This window comes from Flavobacteriales bacterium (assembly GCA_025210295.1).
Lineage (GTDB): Bacteria > Bacteroidota > Bacteroidia > Flavobacteriales_D > Parvicellaceae > S010-51.
Genome location: JAOASC010000046.1, coordinates 143,462 through 169,414, shown reverse-complemented (window position 1 = coordinate 169,414; position 25,953 = coordinate 143,462). Strand labels below are relative to the sequence as shown.

The window sequence follows — 25,953 nt, the reverse complement described above, 5'->3', positions numbered from 1 at the left end:
ATCGTTTAAAATCGGGGTGTTCTTATTCTAATTAATTTCTTTTTGGGTTTTACTTGATAAACCAATAGTAATTCATGACTACCATTTTGGTAGTTACTCAATTCCGATAAGGAGTATTGATAAGCATAAGAAAGCTTAAATTGTTTGTGAATTTGGAAATTGGTTATGAAAACAAGACTATTGGTACTTCTGTAGGAAGCCCCTATTCCTAGTTTTTCAGAAAGAGTGCTCCAAAGAACGTTAAGGTTATAGTGTAGGTTGGCTCCCTCTGCAATTTGGATGAGTCCAGAGGTTATAATGCTATTGTTTCTATTTAAGTGGTACTGATATCCACTATGTAAAATATAGTTGATTTTTTTAGGGTCAAAACCTGTCTCTACAGCGTAGGAAGAATTGTCTTGGTAGATGTTATTGTAGAGTAGATTGGCAGTTGTAAACCCCACATAAAAGTCATTTTTAAATAAATAGGAACCAAATTTGAAGTTAGGAGCAGTTTTACTAACAGCTGTTTGGTTTAAAAAAGGGTCAACATCATTGAGTATTGTTAAGCCGAAATTATCATTTAAAAAGCGAAGTGTAGGAGATAGGGAGAAACTTACAAAAGTAGATCTGTTTAGTTGAAATCTATATCCATAATCAATACTTAAAGCATCATTTCGATGGATGCCAATTTCTTCTCTTCTCAAAGATAATCCAATGGTGCTGTTAGAATGTTTAATGCTGTTTTTTTTAGGGATTGGAATGGCTACACCAAGTCCGTAAGTAACAGGTGCTCCTTCAAAGCCAGTCCATTGATTCCTGTAAAAAAGAGCAGCGTTAACTGTTTCATAGCTAGATGCAGCAGCAAAGTTAAGGTAAGGTTGATAAACCATATACTGGTTTACTTGCGCATTTAACTGAGCATTCGTTTTTATAGAACAGCAAATTGTCAATACTATAAGAAGAGACTTCAATGCATAATGTGATATGTTTAGGTTTGGGAAGTGCATTTCAATTAATCTCGTATTAGTTCTATATATTTTTTAATTATTGGACTGTTGGGACCAAGGGTTAAGGTATAAAAATAAGTGTCCTCAGGAAGTGTGTTCCCCATTAGTTTTAGTCCTTTACTTGTAGATGTGCCGTCCCAGTCGTTGAGGTATGGTGCAGCTTTATAAACAATTTCTCCCCATCTATTGTAAATCGTAATTTCGTTCTCTGGATATTCTTCAGATAAATATTCTATTTCGAAGAGGTCATTAAACCCATCACTATTTGGAGTAAAAGAATTAGGGAATATAAGGTTGATACCATTTAAGGCGTAGATGTCATCAATATTATTGATAGGTGTATTACTGATAGCAATAGCAGTAGGAATATTATATGGTGTAATAATAGAATCTGTTGTAGAAATGGTGAAGTCGTTATTCTGCCATTCATTATCAGTGGAGTTCCAGTTGGCTAGACTTCTGTATGTAATTTCATTGTGGTCGTCTGATTGTTGGAAGTAGATTTTGGTGTTTACTTGATTGTTCCCAAAGAATTGGTGGATTCTATGGTAAAAAGAAGTGTTAATGGCTTTTACGTCAATAGCTTTATTTTCCACGGGGAATGGAGCGGTTGAACCAGCAGCAGATATTCCTGTTTCATTAGAGGGAGAGGTGATGGATAAAGCAACTCCAAATGAGCTGGAGTCAGAAGAAGTAGGGGTTAACTCTACGACTCTCATTTGATTTTCCAACATATTATTTCCAACAGGAAATGGGTAAGTATTAGTGGAATTCGTAGAACGAATAAAATAACCTTCTATACTGGATGAGGTAATAAAACTGTTTTCCCAAATTAAAGCTTCATTGTTGGGGTTAGATAAAATAATTTGATTGTCATTGGTTTCCAATATTGTATTCATCAAATTAAAAGAGTCCTTTATTTTGATTGTTTGTAAGGCCGTTTTGGTGTCATTTTCAAGTTTTAACCGGTAAAAGGATGTTGAAGAAGAGCCATCAATTGATTGGTTGAGGCCATTAAATGTAACTTTTCCATTGCTGTTGGTTGTGAAACCTTCAGTACCAGAGTTGTTGATCCAGTCATTGGTCAGTTCTATATTTCCATTGTTTTTTATAGGACTGTTAGTGTTGATTAGAAGAGTGCCTTTTACAATAAGAAAGGAGCTGTCAAGATTGATAAGAGAAGTGTTTCCTGCTATTACTGCATGTGTCTGACCTATAGCATATATAGGTAATAACATTGATGTCAAAAGTATTGTAAAGTAAATTTGCATTGTTGGTAATAGTAAAAGGCCTGAAAAGTACAAAATATGAATTTTTCTTCAAGATTTTTTGTTCTTTTTTTTTATTTATGTTATTTAATGTTTATTGGTGGATGAAATTAGTATTTTGATTGAAGAATGTTTTTTTAATTTTTCTTACAAATACTTTAATTCATTCAGTATATTTGTGGGGTGTGTTTTCTAAAAATCTAGAAACAAAATATTTAGTAATAAAATATTAGATGAGAAATATCCAAATGGTTGACTTAAAGAGTCAATATTTAAAAATAAAAGAAGAGGTAGATTCGTCAATTCAGGAGGTCATAAATTCTACGGCTTTTATAAAAGGGCCTGAGGTGGCCAAATTCCAAGAGGAACTAGAGGAGTATTTAAATGTTAATCATGTCATTGCGTGTGGAAACGGAACCGATGCATTGCAAATTGCGCTCATGGCCTTGGGGCTTGAGCCGGGAGATGAGGTTATTACAGCCGATTTTACTTTTGCAGCAACCGTAGAAGTTATTGGCTTGTTAAAGCTAAAGCCCGTTTTAGTGGATGTTGATAGCGCAACTTTTTCGATTAATTTAGAAGAGATAGAAAAAGCAATTACACCGAAAACTAAGGCAATAATACCAGTCCATTTGTTTGGTCAATGTGTAGATATGGAAGGGGTGTTGGCTATTGCTAAAAGGCACAATTTATATGTCGTAGAAGATACAGCCCAAGCAATAGGCGCTGAATATAAATTTAAAGATGGGACGGTAAAGAAAGCAGGAACTATTGGAGATATTGGTACAACCTCATTTTTTCCCTCTAAAAATTTAGGATGCTATGGTGATGGAGGTGCTTTGTTTACTAATGATGCAGCGTTAGCTAAGCGATTAAAAGCTATTGTTAATCATGGAATGTATGAGCGCTATTATCATGAAGAAGTGGGAGTGAACTCAAGGTTAGACTCCATTCAGGCAGCAATTTTAAGAAAGAAATTACCACATCTCGATACATATAATCAAGCAAGGTATAAGGCTGCGATGTATTACAATGCTGCATTTAAAGATGAAGCGAATATTGAAATACCTTTTGTAGCAGATTATTCAACCCATGTGTTTCATCAGTATACGTTAAAGTTAAAAGGAGTGAATAGGGCCGAATTACAAGCGCATCTAAAAGAAAAGGGAATCCCGTCTATGGTGTATTATCCACTAGCGCTTCACAATCAGAAAGCCTATTTACAAGAAGGAGTTACTGATGAAAAATTTCCTGTAACAATGGAGTTGTGTAGTTCTGTTATATCTCTTCCTATGCATACAGAATTGAAAACGGAAGAATTGAACTATATTATAGAATCAGTTAAAGAATTCATAAGAAAATAAAATTCAAGAGAAAATTATTCCTAAATACTTATTTTAGGAAAATTAAAATAAAAATTAAAGAATGAAAATAGCAGTTGTAGGAACAGGTTATGTGGGGTTAGTGACAGGAACATGTTTTGCAGAAACAGGAAACGATGTTGTTTGTGTAGATATTGATGAGGCAAAAGTTGCGAAAATGAGAAATGGAGAAGTTCCGATTTATGAACCGCACTTAGATGTACTTTTTGAAAGAAACATTAAGGCTAACCGCTTAAGGTTTACAACAGAATTGGCAGAAGCGATTAAAGATGCAGAGATCATCTTTTTAGCACTACCAACACCTCCTGGAGAAGATGGATCAGCTGATTTGTCCTATATTTTAGGAGTTGCTGAGCAACTGGGAGAAATGATTACAGACTATAAAGTTATTGTTGATAAAAGTACAGTTCCTGTAGGTACTGCAGAAAAAGTAACAGCTGCAATTGCTCAAAAAACAACGGTAGAGTTTGATGTTGTTTCAAACCCAGAGTTTTTAAGAGAAGGGTTTGCTGTAGATGATTTCTTAAAGCCAGATAGAGTGGTGATTGGAACTACTTCAGAAAAGGCTAGAGAAGTAATGAATCGTTTGTATAAACCGTTCGTAAGACAAGGAAATCCAATCATCTTTATGGATGAAAAATCTGCAGAATTAACAAAATATGCAGCCAATTCATTTTTAGCTACAAAAATTACATTTATGAATGAAATAGCTAATTATTGTGAATTGATAGGTGCTGATGTTGATGCTGTTAGAAGAGGGATGGGAACAGATACACGTATCGGAAACCGTTTCTTATTCCCAGGTATTGGTTATGGAGGAAGTTGTTTCCCTAAAGATGTTCAAGCATTAGTTAAGTCAGGTAAAGAAGTTAACTTTAATTTTGAAATTATTGATTCAGTAATGGATGTTAACCATCGACAAAAATTAACACTTGCTGAGAAAGTAAAAAAATATTTTGGAAACGACTTAAAAGGTAAAAAGTTAGCGTTGTGGGGATTAGCTTTTAAACCAGATACAGATGATATTAGAGAGGCTCCTGCGTTATATATGATAGATGAACTGACTAAGTCAGGAGCAGAAATTTGTGCTTTTGATCCTGAGGCAATGGATAATGTAAAAGGTGTTAAAGGCGATTTAATTACTTATGCTAGCAATTTATACGAAGCTTTAGAAGGGGCAGATGCTTTGTTGATCGCAACAGAATGGTCAGTGTTTAGAACACCTGATTTTGAGAGAATAGATAAAGCACTAAAAAATAAAGTAATATTTGATGGACGTAACCTTTATGATTTAAAGGATATGGAAAAAAGAGGATATTACTATGAAAGTATTGGACGTTTAACAGTCAAATAAAAAGGACAAGATTTTTAAATGAAAAGAGTTTTAATAACTGGAGCAGCGGGGTTTTTAGGATCCCATTTATGTGACCGTTTTATAAAAGAAGGCTATTATGTAATAGGAATGGATAACCTTATTACTGGAAGAATGGAAAATATTGAGCACCTTTTTGGGTTGAAAAATTTTGAATTTGCTCACCATGATGTTTCCAATTATGTACATGTAGCTGGTGACTTGGATTATATTTTACATTTTGCTTCTCCAGCAAGCCCGATTGATTATTTAAAGATTCCGATTCAAACCTTGAAAGTTGGGTCTTTAGGAACCCATAATTTATTAGGCTTAGCTAAAGCAAAAGGAGCGAGAATGATTATTGCCTCAACTTCTGAAGTTTATGGAGATCCTGAAGTACATCCTCAAACAGAAGAGTATTGGGGGAATGTAAACCCAATAGGGCCTAGAGGGGTATATGATGAAGCAAAACGTTTTCAAGAGGCAATTACTATGGCATACCATAGGTATCATGGAGTGGAAACAAGAATCGTTCGTATTTTTAATACTTATGGGCCGAGAATGCGATTAAATGATGGAAGAGTTTTACCAGCTTTTATAGGACAGGCTCTTAGGGGAGAGGATTTAACGGTGTTTGGAGATGGAAAACAAACAAGGTCTTTTTGTTATGTTGATGACTTAGTAGAGGGGATCTATCGTTTATTACTTTCAGATTATGCTGAGCCCGTTAATATTGGAAATCCAGATGAAATTACAATAGGTGAGTTTGCCGAAGAAATCATTAAGTTAACAGGTACAACTCAAAAAGTAATTTATAAACCATTGCCAACAGACGATCCAATGCAAAGACAGCCGAATATCGATAAGGCCAAAGCAATCTTAAATTGGGAACCAAAAGTTAGTCGATCAGAGGGGCTGAAAATAACGTATGAATATTTTAAATCCCTTTCGGAAGAGGAGCTATACAAAAAAGATCATAATAACTTTGAGGGATATATAAAAAAGTAAACTTATGGAGAAAGCATATTTTGCTCACGAATCGGCTTTTATTGATGAAGGTTGTGAAATAGGAAAAGGAACAAAAATATGGCACTTTAGCCATATTATGCCCAACTGTAAGTTAGGAGAGGGGTGCAATATTGGACAAAATGTTGTGGTTTCTCCTGATGTTACCTTAGGTAAAAATGTAAAAGTTCAAAACAATGTTTCGATCTATACAGGAGTTGTATGTGAGGATGATGTTTTTCTAGGTCCATCTATGGTTTTTACCAATGTGATTAATCCCAGAAGTGCAGTAAATCGTAGGGATTCTTATTTAAAAACAGTGGTAAAAAAAGGAGCGTCTATTGGAGCTAATGCAACTATTGTATGTGGACACGATATCGGTGAATATGCTTTTATAGGAGCAGGCGCGGTAGTTACCAAAGATATTCCTAACTTTGCACTTGTGGTAGGTAATCCATCTAAGCAAATAGGTTGGGTAAGTGAATATGGAATTCGTTTGAATTTTGATGAAGACGGGAAAGCTGTTTGTGATGAAAGTGGGCAAGAATATTTATTGGAAAATAATACTGTAACAAGAATAAAATAATGGCGGAGTATAAAGAAAATGACAAAATAAGATTTGTAGTAGTTGGTTGTGGACATATTGGTAAACGCCATGCTACAATGATAATGAATAATGCTGAATCAGAACTCGTAGGACTTTGTGATGTAAGTCCCAAAGAGAGTTTAGCATTAGAGCCATTTGGAGCAACACCTTTTTTCTCTTCTATTGAAGAGTTGTTAGCTAGTGGAATTGATTTTGATGTCGCAAATATTTGTACGCCCAATGGTTTACATTCTGACCAAGCAGTGTTGGCATTGGATAAACACAAACATATTGTAGTAGAAAAGCCAATTGGTTTATCTAAAGCAAAGTGTGAAAGTGTTATTTATAAAGCTTTGAGAAATCATAAGCATGTTTTTGCTGTAATGCAAAATAGATATTCTCCACCTTCGGTTTGGTTAAAAGAAATCGTAGAAAATAAAATTATTGGAGACACTTTTATGGTGCAGGTAAACTGTTACTGGAATCGTGATGATCGCTATTATAAAAAAGGTGGCTGGAAAGGAGTTCAAGAATTAGATGGAGGGACATTGTTTACGCAGTTTTCTCATTTCATTGATATTATGTATTGGTTGTTTGGTGATATCACAAACATCAAAGGTAAGTTTGGTGATTTCACACATAAAGAAACAACTGATTTCGAAGATTCAGGTTTTGTCTCTTTTGATTTTGTTGATGGAGGGATGGGAAGTTTGAATTATTCTACTGCGGTTTGGAATAAAAATTTAGAAAGTAGCATTACCATTATAGGAAGTAAAGGAAGCGTAAAAGTTGGGGGACAGTATATGAATGAAGTAGAGTATTGTCATATCGAGGATTATGATATGCCAGAATTGCCTCCTTCAAATCCACCAAATGATTATGGACAATATAAAGGGTCAGCTGCGAACCATCATTATGTGATAGAAAATGTAGTTGATACATTAAAAGGTAGAACAACTGCCACCACAAATGCATTGGAAGGACTGAAAGTAGTCGATATTATTGAAAGAATTTACGAAGTAAGAGATCAACAAGGGTATTAAAAAAAAGAAACGAGACTTAAAGATAAAAGACATCAAGACTTTTTTTTACTTTAAGTATTTTTTAAATTAATTTAGAAGTCTTGAATTAAAGCAATGTCTTAAAGTTTCAATCTTTAGGCGAAGTGATCTTTAAATCTAAAAAAAGATATGTATAATAAATTAGTAGATAAAGAAGCAAAATTAGCTGTAGTAGGATTAGGTTACGTAGGTTTACCTATTGCACTAGAATTTGCAAAAAAAATAAAGGTAATTGGTTTTGATATTAATGAAAAACGTGTTGAAATGATGCGTAATAATGTTGATCCAAGTAATGAATTAGAAGCTTCAGATTTTGAGGGGTGTGATATTCAGTTTACAGCAAATATAGATGATTTAAAAGAAGCTAACTTTTTTGTTGTAGCTGTGCCAACGCCAATTGATGCGAGTAAAGAACCAAACATTAGACCTTTGATTTCTGCATCTACAACAGTTGGTAAAGCGTTAAAGAAAGGGGATTATGTTGTTTATGAATCAACAGTGTATCCAGGGTGTACTGAAGAAGATTGTATTCCTGTTTTAGAAGAAGTTTCTGGATTAAAATGGAAAGAAGATTTTAATGTGGGATATTCTCCCGAGAGAATTAATCCAGGAGATAAGGTACACACTTTGGCTAGTATAGTAAAAGTGGCTTCAGGAGATACTCCAGAGTCGTTAGAAAATATAGCAAAAACCTACGAGTTAGTTGTTGATGCAGGGGTACATAGAGCGTCTTCATTAAAAGTAGCCGAAGCAGCTAAGATTATAGAAAATACACAAAGAGATGTAAACATTGCATTGATGAATGAGCTATCTATCATCTTTGGAAGAATGGGGATAAATACCTATGAAGTATTAGAGGCAGCTGGAACAAAATGGAATTTCTTAAAGTTCTTCCCTGGTTTAGTAGGAGGACACTGTATTGGGGTAGATCCTTACTATTTAACACATAAAGCAAAATCATTAGGTTATCATGCCAAAATTATTAATTCTGGTAGGTATGTAAATGATTCAATGGGCTTCTATGTTGCTAAACAATGTGTAAAACGAATTTTAGCAAAAGGTAAAAGTATTATTGATTCTCGTATCTTAATTATGGGAGCAACTTTTAAGGAAGATGTAAGTGATATTAGAAATTCTAAGGTAATTGATGTTATTAAAGAGTTTGAGTCGTTTTCTTGTGAAGTCGAGATTGTAGATCCGCACGCAGATTCTGAAGAGTTTATGGAAGAGTATGGGTATGAGCTAACAGCAGCTCCTTCAGGGAAATATGATGCCGTTGTTTTAGCTGTAAATCACAAAGAATACACACAATTAAATGAAGAATACTTTAAATCTATTCTTACGGATATAGGTGAATTTGTAGACATTAAAGGCGTGTATAAAAACCAGTTTCAAGACTTGTCTTACTGGAGTTTATAAAAATTAGTAGAAGATTAGAATAGAAAAGAGCATCGATAAGATGCTCTTTTTTTGTTATATTTGAGACAGTTTATTAGAAATAACCACAATTATGAAAAATATTTTAGTAACTGGTGGATGTGGCTTTATTGGCTCCCATGTTGTACGTTTATTTGTTACCCAATACCCTAATTATCATATTGTTAATTTAGATAAGTTGACCTATGCCGGGAATCCTGAGAATTTGTCAGATATAGAAGAGCATTCAAATTACACTTTTGTGAAAGGAGACATTAATGATGCCCCTTTCTTGTTTGAACTCTTTAAAGAGTATCAATTTGATGCTGTCATACATCTTGCTGCAGAAAGTCATGTAGACCGCTCAATAGCCAATCCAAATGAGTTTATTATGACCAATATTGTAGGGACATTAAATTTATTAAATGCAGCAAGAGCAATTTGGCAAGAGCAATTAGAGGGAAAAATATTTTATCATATCTCGACTGATGAAGTTTATGGATCATTAGGAGATACAGGATATTTCTATGAAACTACACCTTATGATCCACGCAGTCCTTACTCTGCTTCAAAAGCTAGTTCAGATCATATTGTAAGGGCTTATTATCATACTTTTAATATTCCTGTTAAACTGTCAAACTGTAGTAATAATTACGGTTCTCATCAGTTTCCTGAAAAATTGTTACCCTTAATGATTAATAACATTAAAAATAATAAGCCTCTACCTGTATATGGAGAAGGATTAAATGTTAGAGATTGGCTTTGGGTAGTCGACCATGCAAGAGCAATAGATGATATTTTTCATAAAGGAAAGTTGGGAGAGACCTATAATATTGGAGGGCATAATGAATGGAAGAACATAGATATTGTTCATTTGCTATGTGATACTATGGATGAAAAATTAGGAAGACCAAAAGGAACATCTAGAAACTTAATTACGTTTGTTAAAGATAGAGCAGGGCATGATATGCGTTATGCTATTGATGCGACAAAAATTAAGGAAGACCTAGGCTGGGAACCATCTGTGACTTTTGAACAAGGGATGAATATTACAATAGATTGGTACCTAGCTAATCAGCAATGGATGGATAATATTACTTCTGGCGATTATCAAAAGTATTACGAAGAGCAGTATAAAGAGAGATGATCAGGCTTTATTGTCTTTTTCTTTTTTTACTATTAGCATTTTATGGGTGTAAAAATGAGAATTTAGGTATTGCTCATGAAGCTTATGTGTTTGGAATTGATGTCTCCCACTACCAAGGAAATATTAATTGGAGAAAAGTTAAAACCTCACATCATCCTATTGAATTTGTCTTTATCAGAGCAACAATGGGACAGGATGGAAAAGATCAGCAGTTTGAGGTTAATTGGAAAGGAGCTAAAGCAGCGGATTTGGTTAGAGGAGTTTACCATTACTATAGACCCAATGAAAATTCTTCAAAACAATTTCAAAACTTTATCCAACATGTTAAGCTATCTAAAGGAGACTTCTTTCCTGTGTTAGACGTGGAGGAAATGAGTAAGTATGGGGTGAAAAATCTTCAAAAAGGGGTGGCCAATTGGTTAGCATTGGCTGAAGAAAAGTATGGTGTAAAGCCAATTCTTTATACAAGTAGGTCTTTTTATAACAGCTATCTAAAAAATGAGTTTAAAGCCTATCCGCTTTGGGTAGCTTCGTATTCAAGTAAAAATAAATTAAGAGGGCTAACCTGGAATTTTCATCAGTTTACAGAAAAAGTTAGGGTAAATGGTATCGTTGGTACAGTAGATGGGAATGACTTTAATGGAACAAAGGAAGAGCTATCTAGTTTTTGTTTTTAGTCCTTACAAACATTTAAAATAGTCAAAGGGTTCCTTACAATCATTACATTGGTATAAAGCTTTACATGCTGTCGAACCAAATTGACTAACCAATTTGGTATGTGTAGATTTACATTGAGGGCAGCGAACAGTAGGCTGTTCACCTAAAAGGAAGCTCTTGTCAGTAGTTTTTTCTTGAGGCGGGGCAATTCCATATTTTTCTAATTTATGTTTTGCTTCTTCAGATAACCAGTCGGTTGTCCAGGCTGGATTATAAGATGTTTTGATGATGATGTTTTGATAGCCATGTTTAGTCAAGTGCGTAGTGATATCGTCTTCAAATTGATTCATTGCAGGACAACCAGAATAGGTTGGGGTTATGGTAATCAGTGTTTGGTCGTTCTGTAGATCAATTTTTCGAATTACCCCTAGATCTATAACAGATAACACAGGTATTTCAGGATCAGGAACCGCCTCCAATAACTTCCAAATTATAGCTTCTTCAGACATCATAAAATAGCATAAATTCTATACTATAAAGTTAAAAATAAAAGTGTAAAAAAGAATTCCTATTAAGAGAAAATAGTTTAGAAAAGGCTGTAACCAGCCCATAGAGCAATTAGCCAAAGAATTCCTTTAATTAAAAAGAAAAGAAAACCAACAACTCCAATTCGCTTTAGCCAAGTCGAATGTTCTTTTTTCATAGTGTCTGCTGTAGTTTTCATACCAATACAAAGATAGTTTATATTTGATATGAAAGTTGCTAATGTCAAAAATATGACAAAACTGTTACAATTACATAAGTTAGATGCCGTTAATTAAGCTTCTTTCTGCTTGTAGTTCATTTAAGAACTGTTGCAGTACCCCTTTTTTTACATGTTGCATGACAACAATTTTCCACCATTGCGGTTGTTCATCAGAAGTGTTGGGAATTAAGTTATATTTCCGAGCAAGTTGAGTAGAAATGTATGGAGCTTTAATCGTGATCAGGTTTACTTTGGGTTCTCTAAAGTATTCAATGCCTAATTTATCTAGTTTGCTACAAACACTAGCTGTTTTATCAAGTAAATGCTCCATTTTTACGGTCCATCCCATACTTCCGTGTGTCATTAAAGTCATCCAAATACTAATGGCATTGGCTCCAGACCGACTACCACATATCGTATAGTCTTTTCCAGAAACATATTTAGCTTCATCCGTAAGTCCATATTGCATGTAGCCTTTTCTAATCAAAAAGATACCTGTTCCATAGGGGGTTTGCAACATCTTATGACCATCTAAAGTAAACGATGAAATATGTTTGTTGGTAAAATTTAAGGGGTTTTTAGGGTTGGTAAAAGGGTAAATAAACCCACCAAAAGCTCCATCAATATGAAGTTTGAAGTTGATGTTCTCTTCGACTAAATAGTTGGTTACTCGATCTATTTGATCAACTGATCCAAACATGGTCGTTGCCATATTCTGAATCACGATAAAGTATTTAACTCCTTTTGTTTGAGCGGCTTTTATCTGTTGGTCAAGGTCTGCGAGATCTATTTGTCTAGATTCAAAATCTACGGCAATCACATATTGGTTTAATCCTAGCACATTAGCTGCTTTGGGCATAGAATAGTGACTGTCTTCAGAGTAGACTAAGGCTATTTCATCAATTGTAGCATTGTATTCTTTTTGAAAGTAATTTCTATAAAGCCAAATCGCTTGAAGGTTTGCTTCCGTACCACCTGGGGCTATATAACCATCTTGTTGATCCTCTTCTCCTTTTAAGATTTCTTCAGCACAAATTTTAATGACTTCTAATTCTAATTTTTGAGTTCCCCTAAAAAAAGGTTCAGACTTCTCTTTGGTAACCGTATGACAACCAATATGGTTGGGGTTGTTTACAAAAGTGGCCAAAAATGGTGAGTCTTCAAGAAAAGGAGCTTCAGGGTAGAATTCTTCTTCATCAAGAAAAGATCCTGGAATTCCTAATAATGGAGTATCTCTATAATTAATATTTTCGCCAATAGCTTGTTGAATTCTATTGTTGATTTCGTCGTGTGTCAATTTGTCCCAATGCATATTTTATCCCTTCTTAGCGTAAATTAAAGCGTAGGTCTTAATTTGTTTGATCATTCCCAGCAAACCATTTGCTCTTGTTGGAGATAGATGGTCTTGTAGGCCAATTTCTTTTACAAAATTTAGTTTAGCATTAAGGATTTCATTAGGAGTTTGGTTACTTAAAACCCTTATCAATAAAGCAATGATACCTTTGGTGATAATAGCGTCACTGTCTGCAGTAAAACTCACATTCGTCCCATCATAGTCGGCATTTACCCATACTCTGGATTGACAGCCTTTGATTAAGTAATCGTCAGTTTTATAAGTAGTATTTATTAATGGTAGGTCCTTTCCTAATTCAATGATGTGCTCATACTTGTCCATCCAGTCATCAAAAAATGAAAACTCTTCAATGACTTCTTTTTCTCTTTCTTCGATACTCATAACAACTAAATTTAGCCACAAAAATAATTATAATATTTTTCAATTATATGAGTTATGGCAGTATTTAATGAATTATGAGTTTCTGATTGATGATCGTTTGAGTGTTAACACCTCTTGCCGAGATAATATAAGTTCCAGGGATTAATCGATTAGAAAAGATGAATTCATAAATAGCTCCATCTATAGCAGTGTTGATTTGCTGCTTAACAAGAGTTAGTCCAGAAATATCATAAACAGAAAGTTCAATTAATTCATCATCAAAACTGTTGAATTGGATTGTTGTTTTTGTTTCAGCTGGGTTAGGATAAATAATCAAAGATGGAGCAGCTTTCTTATGTTTAAAATTGACAGCAATAATTTTACTGTATACAAAACTACCATCTAAATCAACTTGTTTTAAGCGATAATAGGAAAGCCCTTTAATTGGATTGAAATCTGTTAAAGAATAATGGAGTTCTTCGCTACTATTCCCAGCGGCAGAAGTCTCCTCTAAAAAGTCGAAGACTAAATCATTACCAGCTCTTTCTATCTCAAAATGAGAAGAATTAATTTCAGAAGAAGTTGTCCAATTTAACAGAACTTCTTTTTTAGTCTTAGTAGCATAGAAATCTAAAATTTCAACAGGCAAAGGTACAATCAAGTAGTCTAACTGTTGGAAACACCTTAAGTTTATTGATGTTCCTGCCCCTCCTTTAAACATTCCAATAACATTGGCGTTGTTTTGAGTAAAACAATTAACGCTGTAACCATCAGCATTACCACCCTGAAAAAGAAATCTTCCTAAGGCTTGATCTTGAATCCTGCAATTAACATCAAAGCCATCTCCTGATCCTCCTTTGTAAAAAGAGTTGTTGACAATATCTGTTTCTTCATAACACAATACATTGCTGTTGTAGCTATCTCCACCTGTATACATACTATAAAAAGGAGTGATTCCTTCTTCATAACAATTAACATATATGTTAGAGCCATTCGCTCCCATAAACATGGTGTTACTGATTGTGTTATTTTGTTCATAGCAGTAAAAAGCTATGGCAGAGCTCGATCCTCCGTAGAACATTGTAGCGGCGTTTTGTCCAGGTTGATGATAACAAGATAAGTTCGAAAAGTTTCCATCCCCACCATAAAAAAGATCGTTATGAGTAGCTGCGTTTTCTAGAAAACAATAGCTTGGTTGAGCAGCTCCAGCACCACCATAGTATATCCTATTACCTTCGGCAGAAGTTTGTTCATGACAAGCTAAATTTGAAGTGTAGTTTCCCCAGCCTCCTGAGTACATGTTGTAAGTAGTACTGGTGTTTTCCTCATAGCAATTACTAGGATAAAAGCTGCCACCTCCTCCATAAAACATAGGAGATTGACTCCACAAAGTAGAAGCACTTATTACAATGAATAAGCTAATGAATAAGAAATGGTATAGAAGTCTAATCACAGAGCTTATTATGGCGCAGTTCTTACTAATCGAATACCTGTATAATATGAATTGGTATTAGAATATGAGGTATTCATATATCCTCTATAAGATATAGGCATTGCAGTATTCGCAACGTTAAATGATCCTCCTCTTAATCCAAAACCATAACTAGCAGTGGTATGACTTACAACACCTGAGTTTAATCCTGGCCAAGTCGTTTCATTAGCAAAACCGTTTGAACTCAATACACCATCTCCATGATTTCCAGTGTAACTTCTTCCTCCAACGCGTCCTAATGTAACACAGTATTCCATTACGTTTCCTGATAATTCCATGACTCCATAATAGCTACTTCCTGTTTCTATTCTTGTGTGGTTAGGGCTACTTGCAGCAAAAATTCCACATCTTAAAGGTCCTACAGCATTATTGTCGGTCGTTGCATATTGAGCATTACCAATACCAGTTGAAATGTTAGAAACAGAAGAGTTTGCTGCTCCATCATATAAGAATGTATAAATAGAAGTTGTTAAAGAAGTGTTTCCCCATGCATATTCACCAGTAACACTAGATTCTGTTCCTCTGGCAGCTTTTTCGAATTCTAACTCTGTCATTGGTCTAAGTCCTGCCCAATCAGCATAAGCTGCTAAATCTGGCCAATCTGTGTAGTTCATAGCTCGGTTTGGGGCACTAGCAACACGTCCACCTGGTGTACCTGATACTGTTTGTCTGTAGCTGGTAGTATTGTAAAAACGGCTAGCATCTTGAGCTGTAGTTAGTTTATTTAAAAAGCTAGCATATTGTCCTTGGCTCAATTCATGCTTCATGATATAGAACGCATTATAGCCTGTAGGAAAACTCGTATTATCTATTGTGCCGTCATCATTAGTGTCTATTCCTCCATCGCCATCAATTCCGATCCCCAATGTGGCATTACCTGTTAGTTGACTGTCATCATATCCAGCATCAGTATGGACATCAGAAACTAAAGTCGTTGAAATCGTTACGGGATTAGAAGTGTTGTATGGGCTATGAAAAGCTCCTGTACTTTCTAAAGAAATTGAATTTCCATCCCCCAAAGTAAAAGCAGCTGTTGGAATATACACCATTTCGATGGCGAATACGCAAATTTCTACACTATCATTGTCTAATAAACCATCAGTACCATATTCCCATCTTAATTGTACATTGTCAAAATCAACATTTCCAGCACCATCAGCATTTTGATAGATAAAAGTTCCCATACCATCAGGTGAAGGAGTAATGGTAGATCCAGATGGAGCAGTGTGATTTCCAGCAGTAGTGTTTAGCGTTGCATGGCTCCAAGTTGAAGAAGAAGTTGCTCTATATTTACAGAAAACCCAAACGGCATCCCAGTTACTTGGACCAGCTGATGTTCTCCAAGAATTTTCCCAACTTAAATCAAATTCAACAAATTTATAATTGCTGACAGAATTTTGTCCAGTAATACTGACGTTGTCTACGGTTACATTATTTGCAAAACATATCTGGATGAATAATGTAAAAAGCCCAAGTAAAGATAAGGTGTGTTTTTTCATAAAATTTATAAGCTATAATTTTAGCCCAAAAATATAAAAAAAACGATTAAAATATGATTTTTGTCAGAATATTATGTAGTTGACTGGGTTTAAAACAATTCCTTTATGCCAAAGCTCAAAATGTAAGTGAGGACCACTAGAGAGTTTACCTGAATTTCCAATAATGGCTATTGGTTCGCCTGTTTTTACATAATCTCCAACTTTTTTTAGTAATACAGCGTTGTGTTTATATACAGATATCAAGTTATGGGCATGCTGGACATGAATTACGTTTCCATTATCTGGCGTCCAATCAGCAAAAATAATTGTTCCATTCAATGTCGATTTCACGGGTTCATCTTTAGGAGCTATAATATCAACACCATAGTGACCAATTTTGGTATTTAAACTGTCGGAAATGGTTCCGTTAAGTGGCGGGAAAAACAACACCCCATTTAAGTCATTTTTATGATTTTGATTGGCATTATTGGCTTTGATAAGGTATTTTTCTTTTTCATCTATTTTTTGTCTCAAAATCGAGTCTCTTTTAGATATTTCAAAGTTTTGTAGTTGAATCTCGGTCGCTGTGCTATCCGCATTTTCTTTAACCGTATTTTTTACAATGCTATCAGAAAGTATGGTGTGTAAATTCTTATAATAGATGTGTTCTTGGTTAAGTTTTTTTTGTTGAGCGGCCAGCCATTCTTCATTTTTTTTATTCTTGTATGAGAGTTCTTTTTGCTGACTGATGTTAGGATAGCCAGGAATCGTTTGGCGAATAGGGGTAAGGGCAATCAAAAGCCAAGTGATAAGCACAATAATAAAAGCCAAGAAGAGGGAGTAGATGATGATGCTTAATGCAGAAAAATTGAAGTGACGAATTTCTTCATAGGTGTCTAAATCCACGACTACAAGTCGATCTTTTTTTCTGATTCGATCCAAGAAACTAATGTCTTCGTTTTTATTTTGCTTGTTTGATTTTGCCATCAATACAAATATGCTAAAAAAAAGAGCAGAAAATAATTTAAATAACAGAATTTAACATCACTTATTGAGTTGTAGGCATAAAAAAATGTACTAGAAATAAAATAAATGCTAGATAATCTAGTTATTGTTCACCGCTACTCTTATATTCGTAAACTGTTTTGAAAACAAAAACTAAATATCACCATTTTATAGCAGTTTTTATACTGTTTTTTGCTGTTGTTCAATCGTGTTCTACAGAGAAAGACGCGTGGATTAATAGAACCTATCACAATACCACAGCGCATTACAATGGCTATTTTAATGCTGGAGAGATCATTAAAGAAACAATGACCGATTTTGAGCTGAATCGTCAGGAAAATTATGCTGAAATTATACCATTGTTTATTTATGCAAATGATGAAGAGTCAAAAGCATTTTATTCTCCAATGGATACTGCTGTTAGTAAGTGCGAAACGGTTATTGCCCGTAACAGTATGCCTAAACAAAAAGTTGGGCAGTTTAAAAATGTTGAATGGTGTAAATGGATTGATGATAACTGGTTAGTAATCGGTCAGGCTCAATTTTATAAACGTGATTTTGAAGGAGCTATAGAAAAGTTTTCTTTTATTGAAAAGCAATATAAAACAGCTTCTATCTCTCATACCGCAAAGTTATGGAGAGCGAAAACATTAATCGAATTAGAGCAATTTGATGAGGCTAAGGAAGTGTTAGATGAATTACAAAATGTTAAAGAAGAACTAAAAGAGCAAAAAGAGGATGCAGAAAAGGCAGCCAAAGAAGCAAAAGAAAAAGCTAAAAAAAGAAGCTCAAGTCGTTCTAGAAAAAGAAAAAAATCAAAGTCAAAGTCAAAGAAAAAGGAAGGGCCAACGGATGAAATTCCTGCATTACCCAAAAAGTTTGAACAAGATTTATTGCCTGTTGTAGCAGATTTATATTTACGTCAAAAGCAATATAAAGAAGCAGAAGAGGCTTTACGAGCTTCAATTGAGGTCACAAAGAAAAGGAAGTTTAAAACTCGTCAACTGTTTATTTTAGCTCAGTTGCTTCAAGAAGTAGGAGGGGAAGGAGCTTCTGAACTTTATGCAGAAGTTGTAAAAAGAAATCCCGTTTATGATATGGCTTTTCAAGCTAAAATAAATAGAGCTTTGGCATACAGTGGTGGGGATAGTAAAAGCATTAAAGCTCAATTATTAAAAATGCTAAAGGATGATAAAAATATAGATTATCATGATCAAATCTATTATGCTTTAGGAGATATAGAACTAAGAGCGGGGAATAGGCCAGAGGGAATTGCTTATTTAGAACAGTCGGTAATGGTTAGTAAGGCCAATAAAGTGCAAAAGAGTAAATCTTTTTTAAGGTTAGGTAAGTTGTATTATATTGAAAAAAACTATACAAAAGCACAACAGTACTATGATAGTACAATGGCCGTTTTACCGAAAGATCATTTTGAGTACGAAAGTATTTCAGAAACCAATAAGAGTTTATCTGAGTTAGTTGAAAATCTTAATATAGTTCAAAAAGGAGATAGTTTAACGAGTTTGTGTAAGTTGTCAGACAAAGAGCTTTTGTCTAAAATAGATGATATTATTGAGCAAAAAAAGTTGGAGAAAGAAGCTGAAGATGAGCGCAGAAGACTATTGGCAATGCAAAATGCTAATGCAACAGCACCATCAAATACTGGGACACCTTCTGGAACCTTTTGGGCATTTGACGCAAATCTGAAAAAAATAGGCTTCAATGATTTTAAATCACTTTGGGGAGACCGAAAACTGGAAGACAACTGGAGAAGATCTGATAAGAGTTCTCTAGATTTTGATGGAGGGGAAGAAGAAAAGAACGAAGAGTCAGAGGAATTTACTGTCGATTATTACCTAAAAACATTGCCTTGTAATGATAATAATAAATTGGCTCAAATTGATCAAGATGTCATGAATTCGTTGTATAAGTGTGGTGAAGTTTATAAAACTAAGCTGGATAATCAAGTTGAAGCTAAAAAGAGTTTTGAAGCATTATCTCGTAGGTTTTTACCCAATGAAAAAGCAATAGCTGGATTATATCAACTTTATTTAATGACGAATGGAGAGGAAATGAAAAAGTATAAGCAAACTATACTAAATGATTATCCTAACTCTGAATACGCTAAGATTATAAAAGATCCAAATTACAAGCAGAAAGCTGAATTGGCTGGGTCAAAAAATGCTGAAGATTATAAAACGACCTATAGCTACTATACACAAAAACAATATGATAAGGTCATCGAATTAAGTAATAAGGTCATTCAGTCAGAAAAGGAGAATGTTTATAAATGTAAGTACTATTATTTAAAGGCGGTTGCAGTTGGTCAAAAGTATGCTAATTCAGATAGTTTGAGACCTTTAGAAAATGCGTTAAGTGACGTAGTTCAACATTGTAAAGGAGATGAGGTGTATGAACCAGCTAAGGCACTATTAGATAAATTAAGAAATGTTCAATCTGTTTCAGATGCTCAAGCTGGGAAAAGTACCTATGTCTATGCTACTGATGCAACTCACTTTTTTGTATTAGTGTTTCCAAACAATAAAGGAAGTATTAATAAAGCAAAAGCAAAAGTGTCTGATTTTAATAAAGCATCCTTTTCAACTAAAAACTTATCAGTTAAAAGTAGTTTCGTAGATCAAGATACACAAGTTGTTGTCACGAGATCTTTCAAAGATAAAGAAGATGCAATGGATTATTACGTAGCTTTTAAGGTGAACAAAAAACAAGTCAAAGATTATAACCAATCGTTTGACTTCTTTATCATCACTGAAACAAATTTCTCTTCATTATATGTAGAGAAAAATATTGAAGAATACGTGACATTCTTCAATAAAAACTATCTTCAATAATTATTGCTTTTAGAAAAAGTTAAGTTGGTTTATAGACTCGTTAATAGTTGTTCTCCTATAAATTTAGCAGCCTTTCCATCACCAAACAACTCAGGAAAAGAAAGGTTATTTGCTTTTTCAAAATAATCAAAACTCTCCAGAATTAGCTTTTTATCTGCACCAACGATTTTAGCAGCTCCACATTCTACTAATTCAATCCATTCAGTTTCTGGTCGAAGAATAATACATGGTTTTTTAAAGAAAAACGCTTCTTTCTGAACCCCTCCACTATCAGTGATAATCATTTTGCTGTGCATTTCAAGTGCAATCATGTCTAAAAATGATACAGGTTCAATAATTTGAATGTTTTTATTACTTAATAAGCTAGTTACAAATGCTTCACTAAATAACTGGTGCAACATCTTTTTTGTTCTAGGGTGTAATGGAAGAACTATCGTCTGATTATGCTGGGTTGCAATACTTTCAAAAGCTTCAAAAATAGCAGTTAGATGCGCTTTGTTGTCGGTGTTGTCATTTCGGTGAACAGTAGCTAAAATAAACGCTCCTTTAGTAAGTCCTAAATCATCGATTATGGTAGATTCTTTAGCACTGAGTTCAGAGAAGTATAAGCTGTTGTCATACATCACATCTCCACAATGAAAAATACCTGGATTATCGGCTGTGTATGGCAATGATGATGAAGCTTTAAAACCTTCCGCTAATAAATTTTGATAGCCAGCTTTTGTTGGCGAAAATAAAAGAGAAGAAGCATGGTCGCACATGATTCTATTGATTTCCTCAGGCATTTTTTTGTTGAATGAACGTAGTCCAGCTTCAATATGTACTATAGGGACATGAATTTTAGATGCGGCAATCGTAGCTGCTAAGGTAGAGTTGGTGTCGCCATATACAACAAGTGCATTGGGCTGTTCCTCAATGAGTATCTCTTCGATTTTTTCTATCATTAAGGCTGTTTGCTTGCCATGGGATCCAGAGCCAATATTTAAGTTGATAGTCGGCTTAGGTATTCCTAATTCATCGAAAAAAACTTCTGACATGTTTTGGTCATAATGTTGTCCAGTATGAACAATAATTTCAGAAATAGTGTCAGCGAAGTGATTAGAGATAGCTCTACTTAATGCTGCCGCTTTGATAATTTGAGGTCTTGCTCCAATAATTGTTATAATTTTCATAAATCCTTAGTAATATTCTAAATAGTATTAACGAGTAAGTTCCATACTCTTTTTCTGGGGTTGTTTATTGAGTAGCATAAAGTCTATAATCCCTTTTAGATAGCCTGAACCATAACTGATATGAAGAACCAAAAATGTAAAAAATACAGGGAATAGCTGTTTAAAGCTACTGACCTTTTTAGCAAAATAAAGTCCTAAGATAAAATAACATCCTAGTGTCAGGACAAAAAGTCCCAATAAGTAGATGTTCAGAAATGATAAAATCGATCCAAAAATTAAAAATAGGACAAAAAATAAAGGAATTAATTGCCTGATAGAGGTAACCGTTTGGTGTTTTTTATTGACAAAAACTTTCCAATATCCGTACTGATAATATTGCCTAAATAGTTTTTGATAAGAAGCCCTTACATAGTAAAGCGAAATGATTTTTGGAGATAACCATATTTTATAGCCATTTTTGATTAACCGAAAATTAAACTCATCATCTTGATTTCTTACTAATTCTTCATCAAAGTAGCCAATAGTCTCAAAGACTTCTTTTTTATAGGCTCCAAAAGCAACAGTGTCAACAAAACCTTCTTTTCCGCCAGTTCTAAAATGTGCATTTCCAACACCAAATGGAGAAGACATAGCAGCCCCAATTATTTCTGATGTTTTATTTTCGAAAACATTTTGAATTACTCCACCTGCACAGCCAATACTGGAGTCCTTTTGAATGGCTTTTACATTTTCACTAATGAACTCTTTGTCAACCTCAGCATGTGCTCCAAGTATAATCTTAAGATCGCTAGTCGCTGTTTTTAGCCCTAAATTCAATCCTTGGGGAGTGGTTTGAGCTTGATTGATTAATAAATGAACTTGAGGGTGCTTTAGGGCTATATTTTCAACTATTCGAGGGGTAGCATCAGTGCTTAACCCATCACAAACATAAATGTCTATTAAGTCTATTGGATAACTAGAGTTTAAAATAGAATAAATACATTTCTCGATGTAATTTTCTTCATTTTTACAAGGTATAACAACAGCTACTTTCAAAATTATCTTTGTTGATTGGCCTACAAATTTAATTAAATTTTATGGATCTGTTTTTGTTCTGAGGCTAAACTATAGAAGAGGGTAATGAAAAATGCGAAAAAGACCACGCCCGATTGTGTTTCTAACATAGATTCTGTAAGGAAGTTAATCAGAATTAATAGGAAAAAGAAAAGGTAAATCAGTAGGTCTACTGGCTTGCCTATACTTTTGAAAGGGTAAATAATGAGAAATAAAAAATAAAATAAACCAATAACACCAGAACCAATTAGGATCTGTATATATTGGTTGTGGCTGTTTAAATGCTTTTTAGCAAGCACAGAGAAACCACGTTCTTCATATCGTTTGGTAAGCTCATCAGTAACATCTCCAACGCCATATCCAAGAATAGGCTTCGCTTTGATAAGTTCTATCGCTTCCGACCAAACAGCAAGTCGAACAGTGCTTGATGAATTTGGCGTGCCATTATAATTGAGAATAGAATCTTTCATGGTTATTAGACGATTAACAACTTGAGGAGATTGGTAGAGTCCAACGGAGATTAAGATGGATAAGGCTCCTAAGAGGATAGCGGCTTGTTTAAATTTTCTATAGCGGATAACCCAAAAACCAATACCAATTAAATGGGTGATTAACATGGTAATAACCCCTGTTTTAGAAGCTAACAATAAGATCGTTAAGCTAAAGAAAAAAGAAAGTCCAAAGTTAAGGTAGGGAGGGATGTAATTTTTTTTAGATGGTGAGAACCAGAAAAAGTAAAGTATGGATATTGCAAAATTTAAATATAGACTAAAGTAACTTGTATGTGCAAAATAAGAAAGCTCACTGTAGAAAAAAACAGTACTTTCTCTTTCGTAATAATAGCGGATGATAGCATTGATTAGGGAAAGCATGATGGCCATTAAAGTCCCCTCAACAAAACTTTTTAAAATAGACCTGTAAATACTTTTAAAGTCGAGATTGCTGATTAAAAAGGCAACGGGAAACACAAAAAGGGAGAGTTTAATTTCATTGTTAAACCAGGTATTAGAGGTGTTTTTTCCATAGAATAGACTGAGAATTCCAAAAAAATAAAAACCAATAATAATAAAAACCCTCCAATTAATGTTGAGTCTCAGGTGAGGTCTTTTATTCCACAGGGAGCTGATAAAAAAAAGGATAATCAAAGGAGCTATCGCTTCTTTTTTTAAAGGAATAAAAAAAGCAATAAATAGAATTAGATAATAATTTGCTTTATCTTTGAGTTTGTTCCAACTAATGGGCATTTAAAATGTTTAAAGACTTAAAAATAGTAAAAATTATCATTTTTGTTGTTCTATTTATTTTTATAGTAAAAGAACAAATCTCGTCTCACAAAAGTACAGAAATAATTTTTAAGCCAATTGCTTATTTAGAGAATCAGGAAATAAACTTCCAGATTACTTCTAATGCAAGTGTTGCTCGTTTTCCGTTAAATGTCAATAATGTCGTTACGAATAATACAGTGTTGGATACAGCGGTTGATGTTCATAAAACATACGATTATTTTGATAATGTAGACTTCCTAACTCAAGGTTATAAAACAGAAACTATAGCTATACAAAATAACTTTACTTCAGGTATTTATGTCGTGAATAAGAAACATCCTTTTATCGTAAAATCAGAAGAAGCGGCTGATATTACTGTTGTAGTGCCTTTAATGAATAAACATTTTTATACCCCTAGTAATGAGCAGCGAATCTTCGAGTCTGATTCCTCTTTTATTAGTGAACAAAGAAGTGTAGTATTGGATCAATGGACAAAAGGTCTTGCTCCTTTTTTTTCCAAGATAGAGCAGACCTATACCGTTAATTATGTCTCAGATTTAGACCTTGAGCATTCTCTTGATATCTCAAAAACAAAACTGTTGGTTTTATACGGAAGGCTAATTTTTTGGTCGCCATTGATGATGAAAAATGTTAAGGAATTCCTTGAAAGAGGTGGCAAGCTATTAATCGCCTCATCAGATATTTTTTATGCTAAGTTTTGTTACGATCAAATAAAAGGTCGATTTCAGGTATCTGGTTGCTCTGAAATGGCAAGAAATGATGATAAGCTACAGAGTTGGAAAGGAAAGGTTGATAGTTGTAGTGAATTATATACAATGATTAATTCTAATTTTGGAGGAAAAAATATAGGGAAAGGTGAGGTTTATATCAATGAGTTGAGTCATCCTGTGTTTAAAGGAGGTGATATGGGGAATATTACTAAAGTTTTAGGAAGTGCAGCGTATTTAGTAGGTGGGAATCCCTACTGTTTTTATCAAAAAATAGTGAGTGTTCCCTGTGAAAAAAAGGATGGAGCAGATAAAACAGGCGGAGTGTTTGAGTTTAAACAACAAAACAATCCGCAAATATTTGTTTTTGGTTCTTCCGATTATTGTTTAAAAGACAAACAGCAAACCCTTTTGCCTTTATTTGTTAATGCTGTAAACTATTTGTTAGCATCTAAAGTGTGATAGATCTCAACAAGTTCTTTTTCTTGGTTTTCCCAGTTGTAAATTTGTTTAGTTTGAAGTAAGTTCTGATGGGTTTCAGCTCTGTCTAAAAGACTGGCTTTTTTTATCGCTTCTATCAATCCTTCAGGAGTGTTTTCTTCTGCGATTACTCCAACTTTGTATTGGTTAATAATTTTCTTCATCTCATAAAGATTTGAGATGATAACAGGTATTTCTGCCATAATGTACTCAAACATTTTATTGGGAGAACAATAATAGTGGTTAAGACAACTGTTTTCATAGAAAAGGATACCAAAATCTGCTGAAGTGGTATAATTAAGTAAGTTTTTTTGAGGAACAGCTTCGTGGAAAAAGATATTAGATTCCTCTTGGGCAGTTTGTTTAATTAGGTTTTCTAAATTCCCATAGCCCATAAAAACAATCACATTCTTTTTGTCAGAAACATTTTTAAAAGCTTCAATAGTTAACTCTATTCCCCTTCCTTTGCTTAGGTTTCCTTGAAAAAGGAAGATCGTAACGTCTTCAGGGAGATTAAAATGTTTTCGAAATAAATCTTGATTTTCTATTTTCTTGTAATTTGGACAGTTTAAAACAAGTCTAGGAGTATCAATATTAGGGTAAAGTTTTTTATACTCTTTGGCAATAGCATCACTAACAGTAATGGTAGCATCAGCATGTTTAATTAGTTGCCTTTCTTCAAATTTGATTAACTGCTGTTTGAATCCTTTTAAGTGATTGACTTCAGTTTCGTATTCATGAGCATCATACACAATTTTGACTGTTCTGCGGTATACTTTTTTTGCTAAATATCCAATCGGTAAGGTGTTTAAGTCGTTGCAGTGTAAAAAATCAGCATTTTTAGTTTGTTTTAAAGCAGCAAAAATAAATTGGATATATGCTATGATTTTAGTGAATGTGCCAGCTGTTGTTCGGTCTAAGTAACTCACACGTTTCACTGTTACTTCCCCTATTTTTTCTTCTTTTTCAAGTCCTTTATCATGGTGAGCGATAACCTCAACGTTATATCCTGCTTTGGATAATGAAAGGGCTTCTTTTAGTACTCGACTATCGTTTTTAAAATTGTTAAAAACCAATAATGCAATTGTCTTGTTTGTTGCTGCCATA

Annotated in this window: 23 protein-coding genes; 10 read left to right on the top strand and 13 right to left on the bottom strand. The window is 34.1% G+C overall.

What is annotated here, in order from left to right; translation table 11 throughout:
* Window positions 1-5: 5 nt before the first annotated feature.
* A complete protein-coding gene (locus N4A35_14615; GenBank protein ID MCT4582647.1) occupies window positions 6-989 on the bottom strand; it encodes a PorP/SprF family type IX secretion system membrane protein in 984 nt (327 codons plus the stop codon).
* A gap of 5 nt (window positions 990-994) precedes the next feature.
* Window positions 995-2,227, bottom strand: coding sequence for a gliding motility-associated C-terminal domain-containing protein (locus tag N4A35_14610; GenBank protein ID MCT4582646.1), 1,233 nt, complete (start codon window positions 2,225-2,227; stop codon window positions 995-997).
* A 263-nt stretch (window positions 2,228-2,490) separates the two neighbouring features.
* On the opposite strand from N4A35_14610, the gene N4A35_14605 reads away from it, so the two are divergent.
* The 8 genes from N4A35_14605 to N4A35_14570 all read left to right on the top strand — a co-directional run bounded on the left by N4A35_14605 (window position 2,491) and on the right by N4A35_14570 (window position 10,882).
* Window positions 2,491-3,621, top strand: coding sequence for a DegT/DnrJ/EryC1/StrS family aminotransferase (locus N4A35_14605; protein MCT4582645.1), 1,131 nt, complete (start codon window positions 2,491-2,493; stop codon window positions 3,619-3,621).
* Between the two features lie 61 nt (window positions 3,622-3,682).
* The gene (locus tag N4A35_14600) at window positions 3,683-4,993 is read left to right on the top strand and encodes a UDP-glucose/GDP-mannose dehydrogenase family protein (protein ID MCT4582644.1); all 1,311 of its coding nucleotides are present in this window, start codon (window positions 3,683-3,685) and stop codon (window positions 4,991-4,993) included.
* A gap of 18 nt (window positions 4,994-5,011) precedes the next feature.
* Window positions 5,012-5,998: an SDR family oxidoreductase gene (locus N4A35_14595; GenBank protein ID MCT4582643.1), complete on the top strand. Its 987-nt coding sequence runs from the start codon at window positions 5,012-5,014 to the stop codon at window positions 5,996-5,998.
* Window positions 5,999-6,002: 4 nt separating this feature from the next.
* On the top strand, window positions 6,003-6,581 hold the full coding sequence (locus N4A35_14590) for an N-acetyltransferase (protein ID MCT4582642.1): 579 nt from the start codon (window positions 6,003-6,005) through the stop codon (window positions 6,579-6,581).
* Window positions 6,581-7,624 carry a Gfo/Idh/MocA family oxidoreductase gene (locus N4A35_14585; protein ID MCT4582641.1) on the top strand — a complete coding sequence of 348 codons (1,044 nt, stop codon included), beginning with the start codon at window positions 6,581-6,583 and terminating at the stop codon, window positions 7,622-7,624. The genes N4A35_14590 and N4A35_14585 overlap by 1 nt, the downstream gene beginning before the upstream one ends.
* Before the next feature lie 147 nt (window positions 7,625-7,771).
* Window positions 7,772-9,061 (top strand): nucleotide sugar dehydrogenase, encoded by a 1,290-nt coding sequence (locus N4A35_14580; protein MCT4582640.1) that lies wholly within the window; start codon window positions 7,772-7,774, stop codon window positions 9,059-9,061.
* A 91-nt stretch (window positions 9,062-9,152) separates the two neighbouring features.
* Window positions 9,153-10,205 (top strand): dTDP-glucose 4,6-dehydratase, encoded by a 1,053-nt coding sequence (gene rfbB, locus N4A35_14575; protein MCT4582639.1) that lies wholly within the window; start codon window positions 9,153-9,155, stop codon window positions 10,203-10,205.
* A complete protein-coding gene (locus tag N4A35_14570; GenBank protein MCT4582638.1) occupies window positions 10,202-10,882 on the top strand; it encodes a GH25 family lysozyme in 681 nt (226 codons plus the stop codon). Before rfbB ends, N4A35_14570 begins: the two co-directional genes overlap by 4 nt.
* Window positions 10,883-10,885: 3 nt before the next feature.
* On the opposite strand, the gene paaJ is transcribed toward N4A35_14570, so the two are convergent.
* The 7 genes from paaJ to N4A35_14535 form a co-directional block, all read right to left on the bottom strand.
* Window positions 10,886-11,371: a phenylacetate-CoA oxygenase subunit PaaJ gene (paaJ, locus tag N4A35_14565; protein MCT4582637.1), complete on the bottom strand. Its 486-nt coding sequence runs from the start codon at window positions 11,369-11,371 to the stop codon at window positions 10,886-10,888.
* Between the two features lie 77 nt (window positions 11,372-11,448).
* The gene (locus tag N4A35_14560) at window positions 11,449-11,586 is read right to left on the bottom strand and encodes a hypothetical protein (GenBank protein ID MCT4582636.1); all 138 of its coding nucleotides are present in this window, start codon (window positions 11,584-11,586) and stop codon (window positions 11,449-11,451) included.
* A gap of 79 nt (window positions 11,587-11,665) precedes the next feature.
* Window positions 11,666-12,919: a pyridoxal-dependent decarboxylase gene (locus N4A35_14555; GenBank protein MCT4582635.1), complete on the bottom strand. Its 1,254-nt coding sequence runs from the start codon at window positions 12,917-12,919 to the stop codon at window positions 11,666-11,668.
* Between the two features lie 3 nt (window positions 12,920-12,922).
* Entirely contained in the window at window positions 12,923-13,342 is a 420-nt protein-coding gene (locus tag N4A35_14550) for a SufE family protein (GenBank protein MCT4582634.1), read from the bottom strand.
* Between the two features lie 64 nt (window positions 13,343-13,406).
* Window positions 13,407-14,774, bottom strand: a complete 1,368-nt coding sequence (locus tag N4A35_14545) for a T9SS type A sorting domain-containing protein (protein MCT4582633.1) — start codon at window positions 14,772-14,774, stop codon at window positions 13,407-13,409.
* An 8-nt stretch (window positions 14,775-14,782) separates the two neighbouring features.
* The gene (locus N4A35_14540; GenBank protein ID MCT4582632.1) at window positions 14,783-16,312 is read right to left on the bottom strand and encodes a formylglycine-generating enzyme family protein; all 1,530 of its coding nucleotides are present in this window, start codon (window positions 16,310-16,312) and stop codon (window positions 14,783-14,785) included.
* A gap of 63 nt (window positions 16,313-16,375) precedes the next feature.
* Entirely contained in the window at window positions 16,376-17,278 is a 903-nt protein-coding gene (locus N4A35_14535; GenBank protein ID MCT4582631.1) for a M23 family metallopeptidase, read from the bottom strand.
* A gap of 158 nt (window positions 17,279-17,436) precedes the next feature.
* Here N4A35_14535 and N4A35_14530 point away from each other — a divergent pair, with 158 nt between their 5' ends.
* On the top strand, window positions 17,437-20,148 hold the full coding sequence (locus N4A35_14530) for a tetratricopeptide repeat protein (protein ID MCT4582630.1): 2,712 nt from the start codon (window positions 17,437-17,439) through the stop codon (window positions 20,146-20,148).
* A gap of 29 nt (window positions 20,149-20,177) precedes the next feature.
* Here the strand turns inward: N4A35_14530 and wecB are convergent, their stop codons facing one another.
* Genes wecB through N4A35_14515 form a run of 3 tightly spaced genes read right to left on the bottom strand, consistent with a single transcriptional unit; the run spans window position 20,178 to window position 23,617 of the window.
* Window positions 20,178-21,320: a UDP-N-acetylglucosamine 2-epimerase (non-hydrolyzing) gene (gene wecB / locus N4A35_14525; GenBank protein ID MCT4582629.1), complete on the bottom strand. Its 1,143-nt coding sequence runs from the start codon at window positions 21,318-21,320 to the stop codon at window positions 20,178-20,180.
* 27 nt (window positions 21,321-21,347) lie between these two features.
* Complete coding sequence (locus tag N4A35_14520) at window positions 21,348-22,355, bottom strand: glycosyltransferase family 2 protein (GenBank protein MCT4582628.1); 1,008 nt, start codon at window positions 22,353-22,355, stop codon at window positions 21,348-21,350.
* Window positions 22,356-22,387: 32 nt separating this feature from the next.
* Window positions 22,388-23,617, bottom strand: a complete 1,230-nt coding sequence (locus tag N4A35_14515) for an O-antigen ligase family protein (GenBank protein ID MCT4582627.1) — start codon at window positions 23,615-23,617, stop codon at window positions 22,388-22,390.
* Between the two features lie 5 nt (window positions 23,618-23,622).
* Between N4A35_14515 and N4A35_14510 the strand changes: the two genes are divergently transcribed.
* Window positions 23,623-24,828 carry a hypothetical protein gene (locus N4A35_14510; GenBank protein ID MCT4582626.1) on the top strand — a complete coding sequence of 402 codons (1,206 nt, stop codon included), beginning with the start codon at window positions 23,623-23,625 and terminating at the stop codon, window positions 24,826-24,828.
* On the opposite strand, the gene N4A35_14505 is transcribed toward N4A35_14510, so the two are convergent.
* Window positions 24,804-25,952 (bottom strand): glycosyltransferase family 4 protein, encoded by a 1,149-nt coding sequence (locus tag N4A35_14505; GenBank protein MCT4582625.1) that lies wholly within the window; start codon window positions 25,950-25,952, stop codon window positions 24,804-24,806. The two genes, N4A35_14510 and N4A35_14505, sit on opposite strands and share 25 nt — an antisense overlap.
* Window position 25,953 lies beyond the last annotated feature (1 nt).

Bases quoted from the DNA above. Each gene is read 5' to 3' on its own strand.
- N4A35_14615 (MCT4582647.1), bottom strand. From the start codon at position 989: ATGCACTTCCCAAACCTAAACATATCACATTATGCATTGAAGTCTCTT.
- N4A35_14610 (MCT4582646.1), bottom strand. From the start codon at position 2,227: ATGTTATTACCTATATATGCTATAGGTCAGACACATGCAGTAATAGCA.
- N4A35_14605 (MCT4582645.1), top strand. From the start codon at position 2,491: ATGAGAAATATCCAAATGGTTGACTTAAAGAGTCAATATTTAAAAATA.
- N4A35_14600 (MCT4582644.1), top strand. From the start codon at position 3,683: ATGAAAATAGCAGTTGTAGGAACAGGTTATGTGGGGTTAGTGACAGGA.
- N4A35_14595 (MCT4582643.1), top strand. From the start codon at position 5,012: ATGAAAAGAGTTTTAATAACTGGAGCAGCGGGGTTTTTAGGATCCCAT.
- N4A35_14590 (MCT4582642.1), top strand. From the start codon at position 6,003: ATGGAGAAAGCATATTTTGCTCACGAATCGGCTTTTATTGATGAAGGT.
- N4A35_14585 (MCT4582641.1), top strand. From the start codon at position 6,581: ATGGCGGAGTATAAAGAAAATGACAAAATAAGATTTGTAGTAGTTGGT.
- N4A35_14580 (MCT4582640.1), top strand. From the start codon at position 7,772: ATGTATAATAAATTAGTAGATAAAGAAGCAAAATTAGCTGTAGTAGGA.
- rfbB (MCT4582639.1), top strand. From the start codon at position 9,153: ATGAAAAATATTTTAGTAACTGGTGGATGTGGCTTTATTGGCTCCCAT.
- N4A35_14570 (MCT4582638.1), top strand. From the start codon at position 10,202: ATGATCAGGCTTTATTGTCTTTTTCTTTTTTTACTATTAGCATTTTAT.
- paaJ (MCT4582637.1), bottom strand. From the start codon at position 11,371: ATGTCTGAAGAAGCTATAATTTGGAAGTTATTGGAGGCGGTTCCTGAT.
- N4A35_14560 (MCT4582636.1), bottom strand. From the start codon at position 11,586: ATGAAAACTACAGCAGACACTATGAAAAAAGAACATTCGACTTGGCTA.
- N4A35_14555 (MCT4582635.1), bottom strand. From the start codon at position 12,919: ATGCATTGGGACAAATTGACACACGACGAAATCAACAATAGAATTCAA.
- N4A35_14550 (MCT4582634.1), bottom strand. From the start codon at position 13,342: ATGAGTATCGAAGAAAGAGAAAAAGAAGTCATTGAAGAGTTTTCATTT.
- N4A35_14540 (MCT4582632.1), bottom strand. From the start codon at position 16,312: ATGAAAAAACACACCTTATCTTTACTTGGGCTTTTTACATTATTCATC.
- N4A35_14535 (MCT4582631.1), bottom strand. From the start codon at position 17,278: ATGGCAAAATCAAACAAGCAAAATAAAAACGAAGACATTAGTTTCTTG.
- wecB (MCT4582629.1), bottom strand. From the start codon at position 21,320: ATGAAAATTATAACAATTATTGGAGCAAGACCTCAAATTATCAAAGCG.
- N4A35_14515 (MCT4582627.1), bottom strand. From the start codon at position 23,617: ATGCCCATTAGTTGGAACAAACTCAAAGATAAAGCAAATTATTATCTA.
- N4A35_14510 (MCT4582626.1), top strand. From the start codon at position 23,623: ATGTTTAAAGACTTAAAAATAGTAAAAATTATCATTTTTGTTGTTCTA.
- N4A35_14505 (MCT4582625.1), bottom strand. From the start codon at position 25,952: ATGGCAGCAACAAACAAGACAATTGCATTATTGGTTTTTAACAATTTT.